The organism is Sorangium sp. So ce302, assembly GCF_051530145.1.
In the GTDB taxonomy this organism is placed as follows: domain Bacteria; phylum Myxococcota_A; class Polyangia; order Polyangiales; family Polyangiaceae; genus Sorangium; species Sorangium cellulosum_B.
This window is the reverse complement of record NZ_CP150326.1, coordinates 1,156,588-1,174,202: the sequence shown is the minus strand read 5'-3', so window position 1 is coordinate 1,174,202 and position 17,615 is coordinate 1,156,588. Positions and strand designations below refer to the sequence as shown.

General features: G+C 69.7%; 11 protein-coding genes. 6 read left to right on the top strand and 5 right to left on the bottom strand.

The window, feature by feature from the left end:
• Positions 1-10: 10 nt before the first annotated feature.
• Complete coding sequence (locus WME73_RS04500; RefSeq protein WP_437914872.1) at positions 11-2,797, bottom strand: nitrate- and nitrite sensing domain-containing protein; 2,787 nt, start codon at positions 2,795-2,797, stop codon at positions 11-13.
• Positions 2,798-3,358: 561 nt separating this feature from the next.
• Between WME73_RS04500 and WME73_RS04495 the strand changes: the two genes are divergently transcribed.
• The 3 genes from WME73_RS04495 to WME73_RS04485 are packed head-to-tail and all read left to right on the top strand — an operon-like array spanning position 3,359 to position 5,720.
• Positions 3,359-4,861 carry a hypothetical protein gene (locus tag WME73_RS04495; RefSeq protein ID WP_437914871.1) on the top strand — a complete coding sequence of 501 codons (1,503 nt, stop codon included), beginning with the start codon at positions 3,359-3,361 and terminating at the stop codon, positions 4,859-4,861.
• A gap of 17 nt (positions 4,862-4,878) precedes the next feature.
• Positions 4,879-5,334 (top strand): hypothetical protein, encoded by a 456-nt coding sequence (locus tag WME73_RS04490; protein WP_437744295.1) that lies wholly within the window; start codon positions 4,879-4,881, stop codon positions 5,332-5,334.
• 47 nt (positions 5,335-5,381) lie between these two features.
• Positions 5,382-5,720 carry a hypothetical protein gene (locus WME73_RS04485; protein ID WP_437914870.1) on the top strand — a complete coding sequence of 113 codons (339 nt, stop codon included), beginning with the start codon at positions 5,382-5,384 and terminating at the stop codon, positions 5,718-5,720.
• 31 nt (positions 5,721-5,751) lie between these two features.
• On the opposite strand, the gene WME73_RS04480 is transcribed toward WME73_RS04485, so the two are convergent.
• A complete protein-coding gene (locus WME73_RS04480; RefSeq protein ID WP_437744293.1) occupies positions 5,752-6,261 on the bottom strand; it encodes a chemotaxis protein CheX in 510 nt (169 codons plus the stop codon).
• 487 nt (positions 6,262-6,748) lie between these two features.
• Here WME73_RS04480 and WME73_RS04475 point away from each other — a divergent pair, with 487 nt between their 5' ends.
• Positions 6,749-8,920: an alkaline phosphatase D family protein gene (locus WME73_RS04475; RefSeq protein ID WP_437914869.1), complete on the top strand. Its 2,172-nt coding sequence runs from the start codon at positions 6,749-6,751 to the stop codon at positions 8,918-8,920.
• A gap of 25 nt (positions 8,921-8,945) precedes the next feature.
• On the opposite strand, the gene WME73_RS04470 is transcribed toward WME73_RS04475, so the two are convergent.
• Together WME73_RS04470 and WME73_RS04465 are read right to left on the bottom strand one after the other, a co-directional pair.
• Positions 8,946-10,322, bottom strand: coding sequence for a multicopper oxidase family protein (locus WME73_RS04470; RefSeq protein WP_437914868.1), 1,377 nt, complete (start codon positions 10,320-10,322; stop codon positions 8,946-8,948).
• A gap of 205 nt (positions 10,323-10,527) precedes the next feature.
• Complete coding sequence (locus WME73_RS04465) at positions 10,528-12,069, bottom strand: right-handed parallel beta-helix repeat-containing protein (protein WP_437744290.1); 1,542 nt, start codon at positions 12,067-12,069, stop codon at positions 10,528-10,530.
• A gap of 442 nt (positions 12,070-12,511) precedes the next feature.
• Here WME73_RS04465 and WME73_RS04460 point away from each other — a divergent pair, with 442 nt between their 5' ends.
• On the top strand, positions 12,512-14,272 hold the full coding sequence (locus WME73_RS04460) for a DUF1592 domain-containing protein (RefSeq protein WP_437914867.1): 1,761 nt from the start codon (positions 12,512-12,514) through the stop codon (positions 14,270-14,272).
• 4 nt (positions 14,273-14,276) lie between these two features.
• Entirely contained in the window at positions 14,277-15,749 is a 1,473-nt protein-coding gene (locus tag WME73_RS04455) for a DUF1552 domain-containing protein (protein WP_437914866.1), read from the top strand.
• Between the two features lie 18 nt (positions 15,750-15,767).
• Here WME73_RS04455 and WME73_RS04450 read toward each other — a convergent pair whose 3' ends face one another.
• Complete coding sequence (locus WME73_RS04450; RefSeq protein WP_437914865.1) at positions 15,768-17,390, bottom strand: GMC oxidoreductase; 1,623 nt, start codon at positions 17,388-17,390, stop codon at positions 15,768-15,770.
• Positions 17,391-17,615: the final 225 nt, after the last annotated feature.

Below are 17,615 nucleotides of genomic sequence, written 5' to 3'. Positions count from 1 at the left end.
GCTCACCGTGTCACGCGCTCCCCGAGGCCATGCCCGGGCTCGATCCGCCCCGCGGAGGAGGAGGCACCAGCGAGCCCCGCCCGCTCGGAGGCGGCAGCGAGGCAGGGAGCGACACCCCCGCGGCGTCGCTCGGATCCCGGGGGAACCGGAAGCGGAAGGTCGTCCCCTGGCCGCGCTCGGTGTCGAGCTCTACCCGGCCCGCCAGCCGCCGGCACTCGTGGAGCGCCACGCCGAGACCGACGCCGCGGCCGGAGACGTCCGTGACCTGCTCGGCCGTGCTGAAGCCGGGCGCGAACAGCGCGGCCTCGAGATCGCGCCGCGTCGCCCCCGAGAGCCCGATGGCCACGGCCTTCTCGCGCACGCGCTCCCAGTCGATGCCCGCGCCGTCGTCGCCGATCTCGATGACGATCTCGTCCGCCGTGATCCGCGAGCGGAGCGTGAGCGTGCCCCGCGACGGCTTGCCCGCCGCCTCGCGCGCCTCCGGCCGCTCGATCCCGTGGTCCATCACGTTGCGCACGACGTGGCCCAGCGCCTGCCACATCCCGGCGAACCGCGACGCGGGCAGCCGGACGCCCCCGGCGTCGATGCGCACCTCGGGCTTCGGCTTGCCGAGCTTCCGGGCCAGCGTCTCGGCCTGGTCCTTCATCCGGCTGAACCGCACCTCGGTCCGCTCGTCGCGGAGGGCCGCGATGGCCCGCTCGATCTCGGCGGGGTCGCGGCGCTGGCGCACCATGGCGAGCAAGGCATCGACCTCTTCATGGCCGACGTCGGCGCGCGAGGACTGCGCCGTCGACGCGAGCAGGACGCTCACGCGCCCCACGAACGCGAGCCACACGTCCCTCAGCGCGTCGATCTGCTCGTCGGACGGCAGCGCGCGCTCCTCGACGACGAAGCTCTCGATCTCGTGCGCCACCCTCGCCACGCTCGTCACGTCCCAGAGCCCGGCGTTCCCCTTGATCGTGTGCACGAGGCGCATCACCTCGTCCACCTCGCCGCTGGACCGCGCGCTCACCGCGTCGACGAGCTTGGTCGTGTCGTTGACGAAGCCGACGAGGCCGAGCCGATCCTTCACGGCCCGCTCGAACACCTGGATATACTCGTGCTGCTGCTCGGCCTCGCGCACGGAGGCGATCGTGGACGTGACGTCCGTGACCACCATCAGCGCCCCGTTGAACTGGCCCTCTCCCGACAGGATCGGCTTGAAGCCGAGCGCGAGGTAGCGGCCCTCGCGGTGCAAGGTCTTCGGGAGCTGGTCGAGGACGACCTCGAGCGGGAGGAAGTCGTCGCAGGCCGCCTCCCACCCCATCCTGAGGAACGCGCTGGCCCGCGGATCGTGGCCGGCGATGCGATCGGCGAAGTGCTCGTCGCGCGCCGGTACGCCGAAGAGGCGCTCGAAGGCGGCGGAGTGCACGGGCTCCATCGTGCCGTCCCGGTGGAGGGTCACGAGGGCCTGATCGACGTTGTCGAGGACGAGGCGCATCTCCCGGTTGCGCTTCTCGAGCTCCGACGTCCGCTCGGCGACCGTGGCCTCGAGGTTCTGCCGGTGGCCCTCGAGGACCTCGTCGCGCGCCTGGATGCCCGCCAGCATCTCGTTGAAGGCGTCCGTGAGCGCCCCGAACTCGTCGTCGGCGGTCTTGCGGGCGCGCGTCGTGTAGTCGCGCGTCCGCCGGACGTGGGCCGCCGCCTCGCCGAGGACCTCGAGCGATCGGGAGATCCCCCGCACGAGGACCAGCGCAAGCGCGACCGACACGAGGAGCACGAACGCCGAGACAGCGACGCCGTCGCGCACCGTCCTCCGCGTGTCCGCCACCCTGGCCGCCGCGGCGCGCCTCATCCCGGAGATCGCCTCCTGCTCGATCGCGGCGAGCCCGTCGACGCGCCCCTGCTGCGCCTCGAACCACGCGTCGTGATCGATCGCCAGCGCCTCGTCGGTCGACGCGATCGCGGCGGCGCGCAGCTCGTCGGCGCGCCGCACGCGCGGGTTGGAGCGGGCAGCGTCGTAGAGCGCCCGCGCCGGCTCCGACGCGTTGGCGATGAACTCCTCGTGATAGAGCTGCTCCTCCGTCATCAGCGTCACGAGCGTCTTGAAGGCGCCCGGCTCGAACTGCGTGGACGCGAAGGCGTGCGCGAGCAGCGCGTGCTGGCGGCTGGCGCGCTCGGCGAACTCGTGGACGGCGACGATCGACTGGATGCTGCGCAGGAGCTCGCCTTCGTCGCTCAGCTCGGAGAGGCCGGCGTTGGCCCGGATGAGGCTCACGTTGATGCCGCCGAAGACCCTCAGCACGCTGTCGAGCGACACCGTCTTCGCGTCGGCCTGGCCCCGGAACGCGCCGAGCTCGCCGACCTTGGCGCGCCCCTCCGCGAGATCGCGGGCGAGCCGGCGCGGCAGCCCGGAGAGGTCGCGCGCGGCCAGGAACGCGTCGAGCTGGGCGAGGCTCTCGTCGGTCGCCGCCCGCGCGTCCCGGAGCTGGCCGCCGGCGCGCAGGAGCTCCGCCGCGCGATTGAGCGGCGGCGCGGCGCGCTGCTCGCCCTCGACGTCGGTCGTCTCCGGAGGACGGGCCTCCAGCCCCTCGACCAGCGCGGTCCACGCCCGCTCCTTCTGGAGGGCGTGCAGCGGCTGCGCCATGATCGAGGAGAGCTGCGCGAGGTCCTCGATCGAGCCTATGCCCGCCGCCCTCGCCGCCTGCTGCCGCGCGTCGCCGACGATCATCGCCGCCAGCAGCAGGGCCCCCGCGACAGGGACGCCGGCGAGCGACCACAGCTTCAGTCGAATCGAAGCGCTACGCAATGTCGGCATGCCCCCGTCCCCCCGGCGTGGCCCGCGCGGCGCGGCGCCCGCGCGCATCTCGTGTGCTTCGTGACGAGGGGTCTCGCGCGAACGCCTGTCCCCCCGCGCGGCGCACTCAGCACGAGCCCCGGGCGAGCTGCCCCCCGCGCGCGGCGCGGATGATGCAAGTGATGCAAGTGATGCAAGTGATGCAAGTGATGCAAGTGATGCAAGTGATGCAAGTGATGCAAGTGATGCAAACGACAGTCAACACGTGCACACGTGGAGTCATCATCATCGTTCGCCCGCACACCATGTACGCTCCCCTGATTCACGTTCTTTCCTGTTGTGATGTCTCACCCAGTTGTGGTGCACCGGAGCGTCACGGAGCGCGTCGAGTTCACGCCACGCCCTCGTGGCCGTGTATGCTACGCGTGAAGTTCGCGAGTCCGCAAGAGCGCGTGCGACGTCGGCTGGAGCCGCAACGAAGGCTCTGCGAACGGGGAGAAATCAATGATGATGGGTCGGAGTTCACTGCGGCGAGCGCGGACAGGTCGCCTCGCGCGCGCTTCGAGCGCAGCCATCGGAGCAGTGCTCTTCACGGCATCTCTCGCGCACGCGCAGAGCCCTGGCGCCGGCGTCGCCCCGGCGCCCGCCACGACCGGGGCGCCCGCCGCCGCGCCTGCCGCCGCGCCTGCCGCGACCGGAGCGGCCGCCGCGCCTGCCGCGCCCGCCGCCACCGGCGCGGCCGCGGCGACCCCCGCCGCCACCGGAGCGGCCGCCGCCGAGCCCGCCACCGGAAATGATGCGATGGCCGCGCGGCTCGCCGCTGCAGAGAAGCGATCGGCGGAGCTCGAGAAGCGCCTCGAGGCGCTCGAGGAGGCGCAGGCCGCGCCGGAGCAGGACGACAGCAAGGATCTCTTCCGGATCTACGGGTTCGTCGACGTCGGCGTCCAGCGCACATGGGTCCCGGAGAACTCGGGCCTCGCGGCCGCCCTCCCGCAGGCGAACGCCACGAACTTCGTCGTGGGGAACTTGAACCTCTACCTCGACGCGCAGCCGACCGATCACTTTCGCTTTCTCGGGGAGCTGCGGTTCACGACCGCTCCCGGCGGCTCCCCGGTCCCGGCGGACGCGGCGACGCTGCCGCCCGGCGTGGTGGGCCGGACGACCACGCAGCCGTACGGGACCTTCGACTCGACGGCGATCGCGCTCGGCTCGCCGACCACCTATGGGGGGCTCGTGTCGATCGAGCGCGCCCACATCGACTGGACGCGCTTCAACCTCTTCAAGGTGCGCGTCGGGCAGTTCTTCACCCCGATCGGCATCTACAACGTCGACCACGGGAGCCCGGTGCTCATCACCGCCGCCATCCCCTATTTCATTACATCCCGCCTGTTTCCCACGCGGCAGACCGGGATCATGATCTATGGCAGCACGTTCACGGGCCCGTGGGAGCTCGGGTACAACGCGTACGTGAGCAACGGGCGCAACGAGGACGCGCCGTTCGCCTTCGACGACAACCGCGGGTTCGGCGGCCGCCTGCACGCCAGCTATGAGGACCCGGGCAAGATGGCCTTGAAGCTCGGGGCGTCGTTCATCGCGAGCAGCTCCCGCGACTGGGTCGCCGATTACAAGGTCGGAGAGTTCAACCCCGACATCCATGCGACGTGGTCGTTCCAGGAGTACACCGGGGCCGGCGACGTCTCGCTCGACATCGGGACCACCCGCCTGCGCGCGGAGGCGGCGGTCGTCCGCGTGGTCTACGACGAAGGGAAGCGCCAGGGGGGATTCGGGGTCTACGCGCCGGACGCCTGGAAGACCTCCACGTACGCCGTGGCGGCGCACCGGCTCGATTTCCTGGACATGGAGCCGTTCGTCATCGGCGCCGCCCTGCACGCGCCGTTCTACGGGCACGACACCATGTTTCAGCTGGGCGGCGGCTTGAACTTCTACATCACCCCGGACGTCACACTTCGGACCCAGGTGCTGCGCACGATCATGACCGCCCTGCGCGATCAGCCCCCGGGGGTGCCGGAGATCGAGGACTTCCACACCACGAGCGCGCTCGCGCGTCTGATCCTGGCCTTCTGAGAGAGGTTCGACGCACTATGAAGCGTTACTCCCTGCTGCTCCTCCTGGCCCTGCTCGGCATGACCCCATCGGCCTCGTCCTTCGCGGTGGAGGACGAGATCGTCATCGTAGTCAACCAGACCAACCCCGCGCGGGCGGCGAGCCGCGACACACTCCGCCCGATCTTCCAGACGACGCGCACCGAGTGGTCCGGCAGGTCGATGATGCCGGTGAACCTCCCCGAGGACTCCGCGCTGCGGAAGCGCTTCGACATGGCGGTGCTGGGCCTCGATCCCGAGGGCGTCGCCCGCTACTGGATCGACAGGAAGATCCGCGGCGGCGAGCGGCCGCCGCGCAAGGTGGCGAGTCCGAGCGCCGTGCTCCGCGCCGTGGGCGAGGAGGCGGGCGGTATCGGCTACCTCCTTGCCAGCGACGTGAACCCCACCGTCAAGGTGATCGCGCGCATCCGCGACGGCCAGGTCTTGCCGCCGTGAGTCCGTGGAGAGAGGAACGAACGATGGTCATTCACCCGTCTCGCATCATGCCGCCCACCCGTCGCGGCGCCCTGGTCGTCGCCCTCGGCGCGATCTCCGCGGCGATGCTCGTGGGATGCTGGGATTCCGACCCCTGCGACCCGGGCCAGCAGGTCATCGGAAACGCGTGCTTCGCACCGTTCCCGCCGCCCGGCGCCACGAGCAGCGGCAGCGCCGTCGGCAGCGGCGGCAGCGACGCCACCAGCAGCGGCGCCACCGGCAGCGGCGGTAGCGACGCCACCGGCAGCGGCGGCGCCACCGGCAGCGGCGGTAGCGGCGGCGGTGGCGCTGGCGGCGGCGCCACGGGCAGCGGCGGTGCCGGCGGTACCGGCGGCGGCAGCCCCTAGACTGCGCGGCGCGGGTGCCGCGCAAGAGGGCTCAGAACAGGATCACCTTGCCATCGAGCGGAAGCGGGGACGAGTTCGAGAACACCAGCGAGCTCTCGTCGAAGTCGCCGCCCAGCGTGACGACCACCTCGCCCTTCAACGTCCGGAAAGCATAGCAGAACTGCTGTTTGCTGCCCCGGTACCGCCGCGCCACGTCGCTCGCGCGGCGCAGCTGCGGCAGCTCGGCGTGAAGCGCTATCTGGAACCGCGCGAGGCGGCTCTTCACCTTTCCCATGAGCTGATTGACGACCTCACGCATCCAGTCGTCGACGCTGTCGAGCCCGGGCGGCAGCCCCGTCATCGCGCGAAACACGCCAGGGTGCGCCGACAAGGCCAGCAGGCCGGAGAAGCCGGGCGCAGAGAACTCGACCGTGCTCGCGGGATCGCTGTGAACGAGCGCCTCGTCGCGGCTCTCCCCGATGTCCGCAGGCGCTATGGCGACGCCGTAAAAGTGGAAGAGCTCCACGGTCGCGCCCTGAACGAGGACGTCGATGGTCCGCACCTTGCGCGACGAAGCAGATCTTGGAGCGGACGACGGCTCGCTGGACGGGCCGGAGCGCCCAGGCCCGGAGGATGGCTGCCCGGATCGGGGCGGGGGGAGCGAGTCGCGACGCTCGGCGCCGGGGCGGTCAGGGATGCTGTGCCCCGACCTCATGTCGGACTCACCCACCGGTGTCGTGCTCCGCCGCCGCATGACAAACGCTCAACTTAGCTCATCTATCCCTCGAGGACCAATGCGGTCCTCGGACAGGACGCACGAGCACGCGACGCCTTGTCTATCACGCCTGATCACGCTTGACCACACCTGACCACGCTTAGGCGCGCTTGACCCTGCACGTCAACGCTCGGCCACATGTGAGCATACACACTTTCCCCCCTCACCGGACGCCACGCTTTGCGCTTTACAGGCGTGGCCGGCAGCGCGCGAAGCGGCAGGGTCCACGAGGAGATTGACATCAGCGAAAGTTCCAGGATTCCCTGATCGCCCGATGCTGAAGCGCAGAGATTTCCTTCGAGCCACGCTCGTCACCGCCGGCGCGCTGGTCGTCCCGGCCTGCGGAGATGACCCCGAGACGATCAACCCGCTCGACGACGAGCGCGAGCTCGCGGACGGCTCCGAGTACTTCCCCCAGTCGGTCGCCTCCGGCGATCCGCGCCCCGGCAGCGCCGTCCTCTGGACCCGCGTGCAGGACGGCGCAGAGGATCTCGATCTCGAGGTCGAGGTCGCGACCGACGCCGGGTTCGCGCAGCGGGTGGCGCTCGACGCCGGACAGGCGAAGGTGAAGGCGCTCGCGAGGCACGATCACTGCGTGAAGGTGAAGGTCCGCGGCCTCGCGGCGGGCACGGTCTACTACTACCGCTTCATCTACGTGAAGGGCGGGACGAGCTACGCGTCTCGCGTGGGGCGCACCAAGACCGCCCCGGCCGAGGAGGCGGACGTCAAGGTCCGCTTCGCCTACGTGTCGTGCCAGGATTACGTGGGCCGGTACTACAACACCTACCTGGCGCTCGCCCAGGAGGAGCTCGATTTCTTCGTCCACCTCGGCGATTACATCTACGAGACGGACGGCGATCCGAGCTTCCAGAGCACGACCGGGCGCCGCGTCGTCTTCACCGACGTGGCCGGCAGCATCTCCCTCGGTGACGGCGACGGCGCCTACCACGCGGCGAGATCGCTCGATAACTACCGGGAGCTCTACAGGACATACCGCTCCGACGCGAACCTCCAGAAGGTCCACGAGAGCTTCCCGATGATCGCCACGTGGGACGACCACGAGTTCTCGAACGACTGCTTCGGCGCCACGGCCACCTATTTCGACGGCCGGCAGGACGAGACCGACGCGGACCGGCGCAAGGCCGCGAACCAGGCCTGGTTCGAGTACCAGCCCGTCGATTACGGCGACGACGTCGAGCTCGACCCGGACGCCTCGCTCCCGGACGAATTCCACATCTACCGCGACTTCGTGTTCGGCCGGCACGTCCACCTGGTGATGACCGATCTGCGCAGCTACCGGCCGGATCACCTCATCCCCGAGGACGCTTTCCCCGGCGGGGTCGCGCTCGATCAGCCGAAGCTCGTGGCCGAGCTCGGGGAGGTCCCCGCGGCCGCCCTGCCCTACGTGGACGTGGAGACCTACGGCGACGGCATCTATGCGCCGGTCCTCCTCGGGGCCGCGGAGGCGGTGGGCTACGACCCCGCCGAGGTGACGGGGAAGATCAGCGTCGCCTTCATCAACGAGATCGTCGCCGCGGCGAACGAGGACCTGCCCGCGGACATGCAGATCCCGCTCATCGACGCCGCGGAAGCGGGCCTGGAGCGAGGCATCGCCTACGTGGATTTCGGCAAGATCAACGCGTACGGCATGATCGGCACCCGCTACTTCACGGCCAAGGACACCTTCGATATCTACGCTGCCATCCGCTACAAGGAGACGCAGGGCGCGAGCGAGGACATGATGGGCGCCGAGCAAGAGGCCTGGTTCCTCGACACCATGGAAGGCTCGAAGGCGACCTGGAAGGTCTGGGGCAACGAGTTCTGCCTCGTCCAGCTCGCCGTCGATCTCAGCCCCTATTCCCTCCCCGCCCAGTTCAAGCGCAGCTTCTACACGACCACCGACGCCTGGGACGGCTTCCGCAACAAGCGGGACGAGCTGCTCGAGAGGCTCGTCGGGCTGGGGGGCGTCGTGGCGATCACCGGCGATGTCCACGCCTTCTACGCTGGCACGCCCGGGCCGAGCGGCGATCCCACGAAGAAGATCGTCGAGCTCGTGGGCGGCGCCGTCTCCTCGGCGTCCTTTCGCGAGATCCTGACGAGCCAGGTCGCGAGCGATCCAACGCTGCGCGCGCTCCCCGGCGCCGCGGCGCTCGCCCTCAGCATCGACACGCTGCTCACGTCGCCCGAGACGAAGATCAACCCGCACCTCGCCCACGCCAACAGCAGCGCCCACGGCTATGTGGTGGTCGAGGCGAGCGGGCAAGAGCTCGTCGCCGACATGCGGAGCATCAAGGCCACCGAAGCGCAGACCGACTACTCGGGAAAGATCGGCGACCTGAAGATCAGCAGCAAGCGCTTCCGCACCCTCCCCGGGGAGAGCGAGCTCTACCTCGACGACGACGGCGCCTGGAAGCGCTGGGATCCCACGACGCAAGCGTGGGTCTGACGCCCGGCAGCCCGCGACAGACCGTTCAAGGCATCAGGTGGAGCATCGCCATCATCCCCAGATCCGCGTGGTCGAGGATGTGACAGTGGAACATCCACATGCCGGCCCGGTCGTCGAACGGGATGGCGATCCGCACGGCCTCTCCAGGCACGAGGTTGACGGTATCGCGCCATGCGCGCACGGGCGGCTCGGCGCCGTCGATGTCGAGCACCTGGAAGAAGAACCCGTGCAGGTGGAACGGGTGATCGTAGTTGGTGGTGTTCATCAGCGTCCAGATCTCGACCGTGTTCGTCTTTGCAGAGAACATGAGAGAGCCGTCCGTCTGGCCGTTGATCCCGAGCACCGCTCCGTCGGAATCGCCCTGCTCCATGAACTCCACCGCCTGTCGTTGCGCGCCCGTGGTGTCGATCGAGGCGATCTCGGCCAGACGCTCGGGGAGCGTCGGTGCGCCGCTCCCCGGAGGCTCGTCGGCCAGCTCGAGACGCATGAGGTCCTTGGGATCAGCCTCGTTCGGCAGGTGGAATCGATTCGCGTCCAGGAGCGGGATCACCACCGGCTCGCCCTCGACGGGCAGCATGGTGAGCTCCGCGCGCTCCCCCGGGGCGAGCGTCACCTCGTCCACGGGTAGCGGGCTCTCCGAGAGGCCACCATCTCCGCCGATGAGCACGAGCGGCTGGCCCGGCACGGCGAAGCGGAAGTAGCGGCTGCGCGCGGCGTTGACCACCCGCCAGCGCTGCGGAACCCCCTCCCGCGCCACGACCGTCGGCAGGATCTTCCCGTTGACCAGGACCGTCCCGCCCTCGCGCCCGAAGTAATCGCCGAACCATCCGCTCTCGTCCGCGGGGGTGAGCGAGCCGTCTTCCTCGACGCCGATGTCGCTCATCACGAGCAGCAGCTCGTCGCCGAGCGTCGCCTCCTCCGCGGCATCCTCGACCACGAACGCGCCGTAGAGGCCCGCACCGACCTGGGCGCTCGAGCGAAGGTGGGGGTGGTACCAGAACGTGCCGGCGTCCGGCACGGTGAAGGAGTACTCGAAGCCCTCGCCCGGCTCGATGGGCTTCTGCACGTGCTGCGTCCCATCCATGGCCGCCGGCACGCGCAGACCATGCCAGTGGACCGTCGTCGCCTCGGGAAGGTGGTTCTCGAGCTTCACCACAACGCGGTCGCCCTTCTTCGCGCGGATCGTCGGACCGGGGAGCATCCCGTTGTAGGTCCAGACCTCGGTCGTGAGCCCCGGGACCACCTCGATCGCGGCCACCCTGGCCTCGAGGTGCACCTCGACCACGTCGGGCGCGGGGTCGTGATCCTCGGCATCCGGCAGCCGCAGCGCGTCGTCCCAGCCCGCCGGCTGCCGGAGATCCGGCGGCGCCTCTTCCGCGCCGCACCCCGCGAGCAGGGTCATGAGCGATAGGAGTACCGCAATCTCTCCGGCAAAACGTGCCGAGGACACGCACCCTTTGCGCCATGCACGGGGCAAGGCGCATCCGATCCAGCGCATGCGCCGCCCTCTGCAAGGCGCGATCCCTCACGGGCGAGCCGACCTGGGTTGTGTGGGGTGACCCCGCGGGCCGTGGAGTGAGCCTCGCCGCGGGACTGCACGGCGCGGGCTACCGCCCGAACGCGCCGATCGTGAGGGTCGCGCCGTCGTTGCGCGCCTTGGCCTGCTGGTGCGGCGTGTACTGGTGCTCGACCGGCGGGAGGCCGTCGAGCGAGGCGCCAGCGCCGATGAGCGGCGCGCTCGCGGCCGGCATGAAGTCGTGGTCTGCCGCCGACGCGAACGCCGGATCGACGCCGAAGATCGAGTCGTCCAGGCCGTCCACCTGCCCGATCACCTTTACCACCTCCCGGACGGGATCGAACGGCAGCCACCCGTTCGTCACCCAGTTCCCGGACAGGGTGAGGGCCCCGGCGGCCACGCCGTCGCGGTCCCCGAGGAAGGTGACCGCGCGGAGCTCGGTCGGCTCCAGGCTGCTGGCGAACACGTTGTTGCGGGCGTCGATCTGCTCGTCGTTGGTCGAGGCCTCGAACATCGCCGAGCGATCGTAGTCCTCGTAGTTGTCGTTCTTGACGAAGACGGTGTTGGAGAAGAAGTGGAGCGTGCCCTTCCTGTAGTACTCGGTCTCCCCGCTGTCCCCGCCGTAGTGGATCATGGACGCTCCGTAGCCGTTGCGCAGGAGCACGTTGCCGTAAATGAACGTCTCGTGGAACGACGGCAACGCGACCGAGTCGGTCGCCTCCTGCGCGTCGACGAGGTCGATCAGGTGGGCGCCGTCCTCGATCCAGTTGTACCGGATGACGACGCCGGCCGAGCGCTCCTTGATGTTGTTGCCGTTCCCGCCGCGCGTGGGGCCGAAGCGGTTGAACTGGTAGATGACGTTCGAGGCCTCGTTGTAGACGTTGTGCTCGTTGTAATCCTCGAGGCTTCCATTGTCGTGGATGTAGTTCGACTCGATGAGCACGTTCGTGGTCAGGATATCCCCGCCGGCCGTGCCGATGAAGAGGCCATTGGCGTTCTCGTGCACCTCGCAGGCGCGGATGGTCACGTGATCGCCGCGCTCCACGAAGATGCCGGCCGCGGGGTCCGAGTAGGCCGCTTCCGAGCCCGACTTGTCGGTGAAGCGGTGGGGGCGCGACGCGTTCTTGATCTCGAGGCCCTCGATCGTGATGTGGGTGGGCTCGAGCTCCCACGGGTCGTCGTGCTTGTGCCCGACGATGATGAGCCCCCTCACCTGGTGGCCGTCGAAGGGGAAATCGAGCTCGGGCCGGGTGGTCGCGTCCTGACCGTCGATCACCGGCAGCTCGCCGTTCGGCCCCGGGACGCCACAGAGCCGGATCGGCTGCTCGGCCGTCCCCTGGCCCCCGAGCATGATCTTCTCGTGGTACGCCTCGGCACGCCAGAAGATGCGCACCGTGTCGCCGGCGACGAGCGATTCAAGCGGGACGTCGCCGATCGCCTCGAATTCCTTGCCAGGGCCGACCTGGTAATCCTTGCCGCTTCCGACGTGGCTGCAATCGACGTGAATCGGCGGAATGTTCACGACGGGCGGAGGGAGCGGCGCCGGACCGCCGTCGCCATACGTCGTTCCGCCAAGCTCGCCGGTGCAACCGGCGGCGAGGAGCAATCCGGTCACGCAAGCTCGAACCCTCACAGAATTCTCCACCATATGGGCCATAAAAGCTCCATTGTAATTTTACACATCGCGAGGCCTTCTCGCCTCGGTGAGGCAAGATGACACGCCGATCCACTTTGTCATGCGACCAGACATTGCTGTGGTCGCATCTTCCGCCCCCAAGGTAGCAGGATGTACTCCAGACTCGCGCCGGATGTCGCTTTCGCGAGAGGCTTGCTAACGGGTCGTTCGTTACATCGAACCATCTTCCTTACATCGAACCATCGATGACAACGGCGCTTCTGTGAGAAGGAATCGAGCCGCCAGGGACGCCGAGAAGGGATTTTTCTCGCGCCTCTGAGGGTTTTTGGGGCCCTGTCGGCTCTCTTCAATCAACGGCCCCTCGCGTCATTCGAGACGATGACGTAGGCTATGCACAGGGTGCATGAGCTCCATGCGGCCTGTGAGCTGGATCCCGCCGATGAATCAGTCGATTAAGCGAATGAAGCCCGACGGCGTGAAACCCCTCGACGTTCTCGATAGATTCACCGCGCCAGGGCGGCGCGCGACGGCGCTCGCCGGCGCGGTTGTCCTCGCGGCGTCCCACCTGCTCTCGGGCTGCGTCGGCGACCTCGGAGGCGACCGCGGCGGGTCGCCGAGCGCGCGCGGGCTGGTCGACGTCGCTCCAGCGGGGATGCGCCGGATGACACCGGAGCAGCTCACGAGCTCGATGCGCGACCTGTTCGGCGATCCGGGGCTCGAGCTCGACCTCGACCCGGACGCGGGAGAGGTCGCCTCGCTCCTCGCCGTCGACAAGCTCAATGCCGCGGCGGAGGCGATCGTCGCGCGGCGCGCGTCGTGGGGGACACCGGTGTTCCCGTGCGACACGAGCGGCGCGGACGACGAGGCGTGCGTGGACAGCTTCGTGCGGACGTTCGGGCGCCGCGCCTTCCGGCGCACGCTCGACGAGGCCGAGGTCGCGATGCTCAAGGGCCAGTACGCCCGGGCGCGGAAGGAGCAGTCGTTCGAGGACGCCCTCCTCGTCGTGCTCGAGACCATGATCCAGTCGCCCAACGTCTATTACTTCGTCGAGCTCGGCCGCGACGGGGACGGGAGCGAGCCGCTCGCCTCCGGCGTCCGTCCGCTCACGGGCTGGGAGCGGGCGTCGCGCCTGTCGTATTTCCTCTGGAACACGACGCCGGACGACGCGCTGCTCGACGCCGCGGAGTCCGGCGCGCTCGACACGGCGGAGGGCGTGCGCGCGCAGGCGGAGCGGCTCCTCTCGAACGACCGCGCCCGCGCCACGGCGAGGCGCTTCTTCGCCGATTGGCTGGAGCTCGACGGCACGAACAAGCACGCCTCGCTCGAGAGCGCGCCGAAGAGCCCCGAGATCTATCCCGAGGATTCACCCGCGCTGCGCGCTGCCATGCGCACCGAGCTCGAGGCCCTCGCGGAGCGCGTGCTCTTCGAGGGGGACGGCAGGTTCGAGACGTTGCTCACGACGACGGACGCCTACGTGAACGGGCCCCTCGCCGCGCTCTACGGGGTGGAGGGCCCCGCCGACGAGCGCACGTTCTCGTGGGTCTCCCTCCCCCGCGACCAGCGCGCGGGGATCTTCACGCGGGCGGCCTTCCTGAGCGTGTTCGGCAGCATCGAGGTCAAATCGCCGATCCGCCGCGGCGCGTACATCCTGGAGCGGGTGCTCTGCCGCCCCCTCGGCCCGCCGCCCCCCAACGCGAGCGACGTGCCGGTCAAGGGCGGAGCCGTCGAGGAGAACGGCGAGGTGGTGCACAGGACGATCCGCCAGGACGTCGAGGCCAAGACGTCGAGCGGCGCCTGCGCGAGCTGCCACAGGACCATCAACCCGATCGGCTTCGCGTTCGAGCATTACGACGCGCTCGGGAGGTGGCAGTCGCAGGAGGCGGGCGGGGACGCGCAGGCACCCTACCTGCTCGACATCGACGCACGCGGCAGCCTCCCTGCGCTCCCTCCGGACGAAGAGGGCGTGGAGGTCGACGGCGGCGTCGGGATGTCGGCGGCCCTCGCGGCGAGCCCCGCGGCGCGCGCCTGCCTCACGAAGCGCTTCTTCCAGACGGCGCTCCGGCGCGTCCCGATCGACCAGGATCTCGCGTCGATCGAGGCGGCCACGCCGACGCCCGAGAGCGGCGGCAGCGTGCGTGATCTCATCGTCTCCCTCACGACCAGCAACGCCTTCTTGCACCTGCGCCAGATCGAGGAGTGAACCCATGAGCCGCGCCGCTTTCAGCCGAAGGAATTTCCTCCGCACCGCGACCGGTCTGTGCATCGCCCTGCCGCTGCTCGAGGCAACCCATGGAGACGTCTGGGCCGCGAACGGCAGGGCCAGGCGGTTCATCGTGTTCTTCAGCCACGGCGGCACGATCACGTCTCGCCACTCCTCCGGGGAGAAGGGGGATCCCTGGAAGCCGGGCGCCTGGAGCATGCTCGACCTCTGGGCGCCTGGCGGCGAGGGGTCGGCGCTCGAGGTCCTCGGCGAAGAGATGGCTCCGCTCGAGGCCCACAAGGGCGACCTCACCCTGCTCCGCGGCGTCGACGACGCCGCCGGGATGCTCCAGGGAGACTACGGCGGGCACCACGGCTGCTCCAACGCGACGGTGCTCACCTGCGCCGAGACGACCTCGGGAGGCGACGACGCCAGGGCGCTCGGCCCATCGATCGATCAGGTGATCGCGCAGCGGCTCGCCGGCGAGAGCCCGGCGCCGTTCTCGTCGATCGATCTCATGGTCGACGGACACAACTACGGAGAGCCGCTGTACAACGCGGCGGGCGAGCAGGTGTCCAGCGAGAAGGACCCGACGAGCGCCTTCGACCGGCTCTTCCAGGACGTCACGGAGACCGGGGCGGGTCCGACGCCCGAACAGCTCCGGCTCCGCGCCCACCGGAAGAGCGTCCTCGACGGCGTGAGCGAGCACCTCGCTGCCCTGAAGGGGCGCGTGAGCGCGGCCGACAGGCACCTGCTCGACGCGCACGCCGAGCACATCCGGAGCCTGGAGAAGAAGCTCGAGGGCATCTCCAACCTGGCGGCCTGCACGAAGCCGGATGTCAGCGGAGCGCCCGTGTACCAGGGATACGGATCCTACACGGGAGGGGGAATCGAGGAGGCCGCTCCCCTGCTGGTCGACGTCCTCCTGCATGCGTTCCGGTGCGGTCTCACGCAGGTGGCCACCTTCCAGGTGGCCGACGTCCTGACGAGCTGGCTGCCCCAACCCTACAGCACCGACCTCGGCCACAGCCTCGGCCACGCCGCCCTCGACGTCGGCCCGAGCGGCGCGGAGCCCGACAGGCTCGAGGACTGGCGCGCGACCATCCTCGCGAACCGCAACTGGCGTATGGAGCTCTTCGCACGCCTGCTCGACGGGCTGAAGAGCACCCCCGAGGGCGACGGCACGATGCTCGACAACAGCGTCGTGCTCTTCACGAGCGAGTTCGGGTGCGGCGGCGGGCACTCGCCCCGCGATATCCCCGTCCTGCTCGCCGGCAAGGCAGGCGGCAGGTGGCCGGGCGGCCGCCACGTCAACTACAACAAGCGCGCGGGCGGGGATCCCACCCAGTCCGACTACGAGACCGACGTCTCGATGCACAACGTCTACACATCGATCCTGCGCGCCTTCGGCTACGAAGACGAGCACTTCGGAAACGACACGGCGTACAGGAAGGGCCCGCTCGCGGAGCTGCCGTGAGAGACGTGCGAGGCGCCTTCAGCGCGCCCCGCGGCTGGGAAGCACCGCGGCCCCGGAGAAGGCGGGGTTGTCGCGCCTCGGGGGCAGCTTGCTCATCGCCCGCTCCGCCATGGCCGTGATGGTGAGCGACGGGTTCACGCCCAGGTTCGACGGCACCATCGAGCCGTCGACCACATAGAGGCCCTCGTGGCCGAACACCTGGTTGCGCTCGTCGATCACCCCGCGCTCGGGGCTCTCGGCGATCGCGCAGCCGCCGAGGATATGCGCCGTGGTCGGCACGTTGAGCACCGCTTCGTTGATGGCGTTGCGCGGGGTGCCGTCCATCAGCACGGCCAGCCGCTTGCCGACCTCGTTGGCGACGGGGATGTACGCCGGCGGCTTCGGCTGGTCGGGCGGCCTGCGGGTGGTCATGCCGCCGCGCTTCCAGACGAGTTGCATGTAATTGTCCAGCGTCTGCATCACGAGGAGGATCGTGGAGCGCCTGGCGAATTTGAACGGCAGGAGCCCCGAGATCAGGTCGATGGGGTGGAGCAGCCGCCGCCCCAGCCAGCGCAGCCAGCGCGGCAAGCCCGGCGCGTCGTCGGTGAGCACCGTGCCCAGCGCGCCCATCACGTCCGAGCCGGCGGGGTAACGCACCGGCTCGATGTGCGTGCGCGCGTCGGGGTAGATGCCGCTCGTGATCGCGATGCCGCGGGAGTAATCGACCCGATCGTCGCTGGCCGTCACCCCGAGGATGACCTCGCTGTTGGTGCGCACGTAATGGCCGAGCTGCGGGGAGAGATGGGGTAACCGGCCCTCGGCCCTCGCCTTCAGCAGGAGCTTCACCGTGCCGAGCACGCCGGCGCTGAGCACCACACCGCGCGCCCGGAGCGTGCGGCGGCGCTTCCTGAGCAGCGCGGTCGAGCGCTCCAGGGTGAGCTCGTAGCCGCCGCCCGGGAGCGCGTCGATGGCGGTGACCATCGTCTCGGGCTGGATGGTGCAGCCCTTCTTCTCGGCCAGATAAAGGTAGTTGAGGTCGAGCGTGTTCTTGGCGCCGAAGCGGCAGCCCACCATGCATCCGCCGCAGTGGACGCACGTAGCGCGGTCGGGCCCCTCGCCGGCGAAGAACGGGTCTGGCACGCGCTGCCCTTCCTGCTCGCCCTCCCTCGCGAAGAGGACGCCCACGCTGGCGACGTGGAACGTGTCCCCTCGGCCCATCTCGTCGGCGATCTGCCGGAGCTGCCGGTCGGCCGGCCAGAGCTTCGGGTTCGCGGTCACGCCGAGCATGCGCTTCCCGAGCTCGTAGAAGGGCATCAGCTCGTCGCGCCAGCTGGTGCCGGCCGGCCAGCCTGGGCTGGTGAAGGCCTCGGGCGGGGGCACCAGCAAGGTGTTGGCATAGACCAGAGAGCCGCCGCCCACGCCCGCGCCCGAGAGGATGAGCGTGTCCCTGAGCAGCGTCAGCCGCTGGATGCCGTGACAGAGCAGCCTGGGCGCCCAGAGGAACTTCCGTACATTCCAGTTGGTCTTCGGGAAATCCTCCTTGCGCCAGCGCTTGCCGCACTCGAGCACGGTGACGCTGTAGCCCTTCTCGGTGAGGCGCAGCGCGGAGACGCTGCCGCCGAAGCCCGAACCCACGATGGCGAAGTCGACGTCGAAATCCATGCCACCCGCTTCTCGGGGCGGAGTATGGCCCAGCCGGTCTCCAGAGCCCACCGGCGGACGCGGCTCGGCGTCGCGCCTCGCGCCTCGCGCCTCGCTGACGGCGCGCCCGCGCTCCGACGGCGCCGCCGCCGCGAGCGACGCGCGCCGCCCTGGCGAGGCGCACGCCTCCGCGGGGATCTCGGCGGCCGGAGGACGCTCTCGACGTCCGCGCTGCGCCCAGGTCAG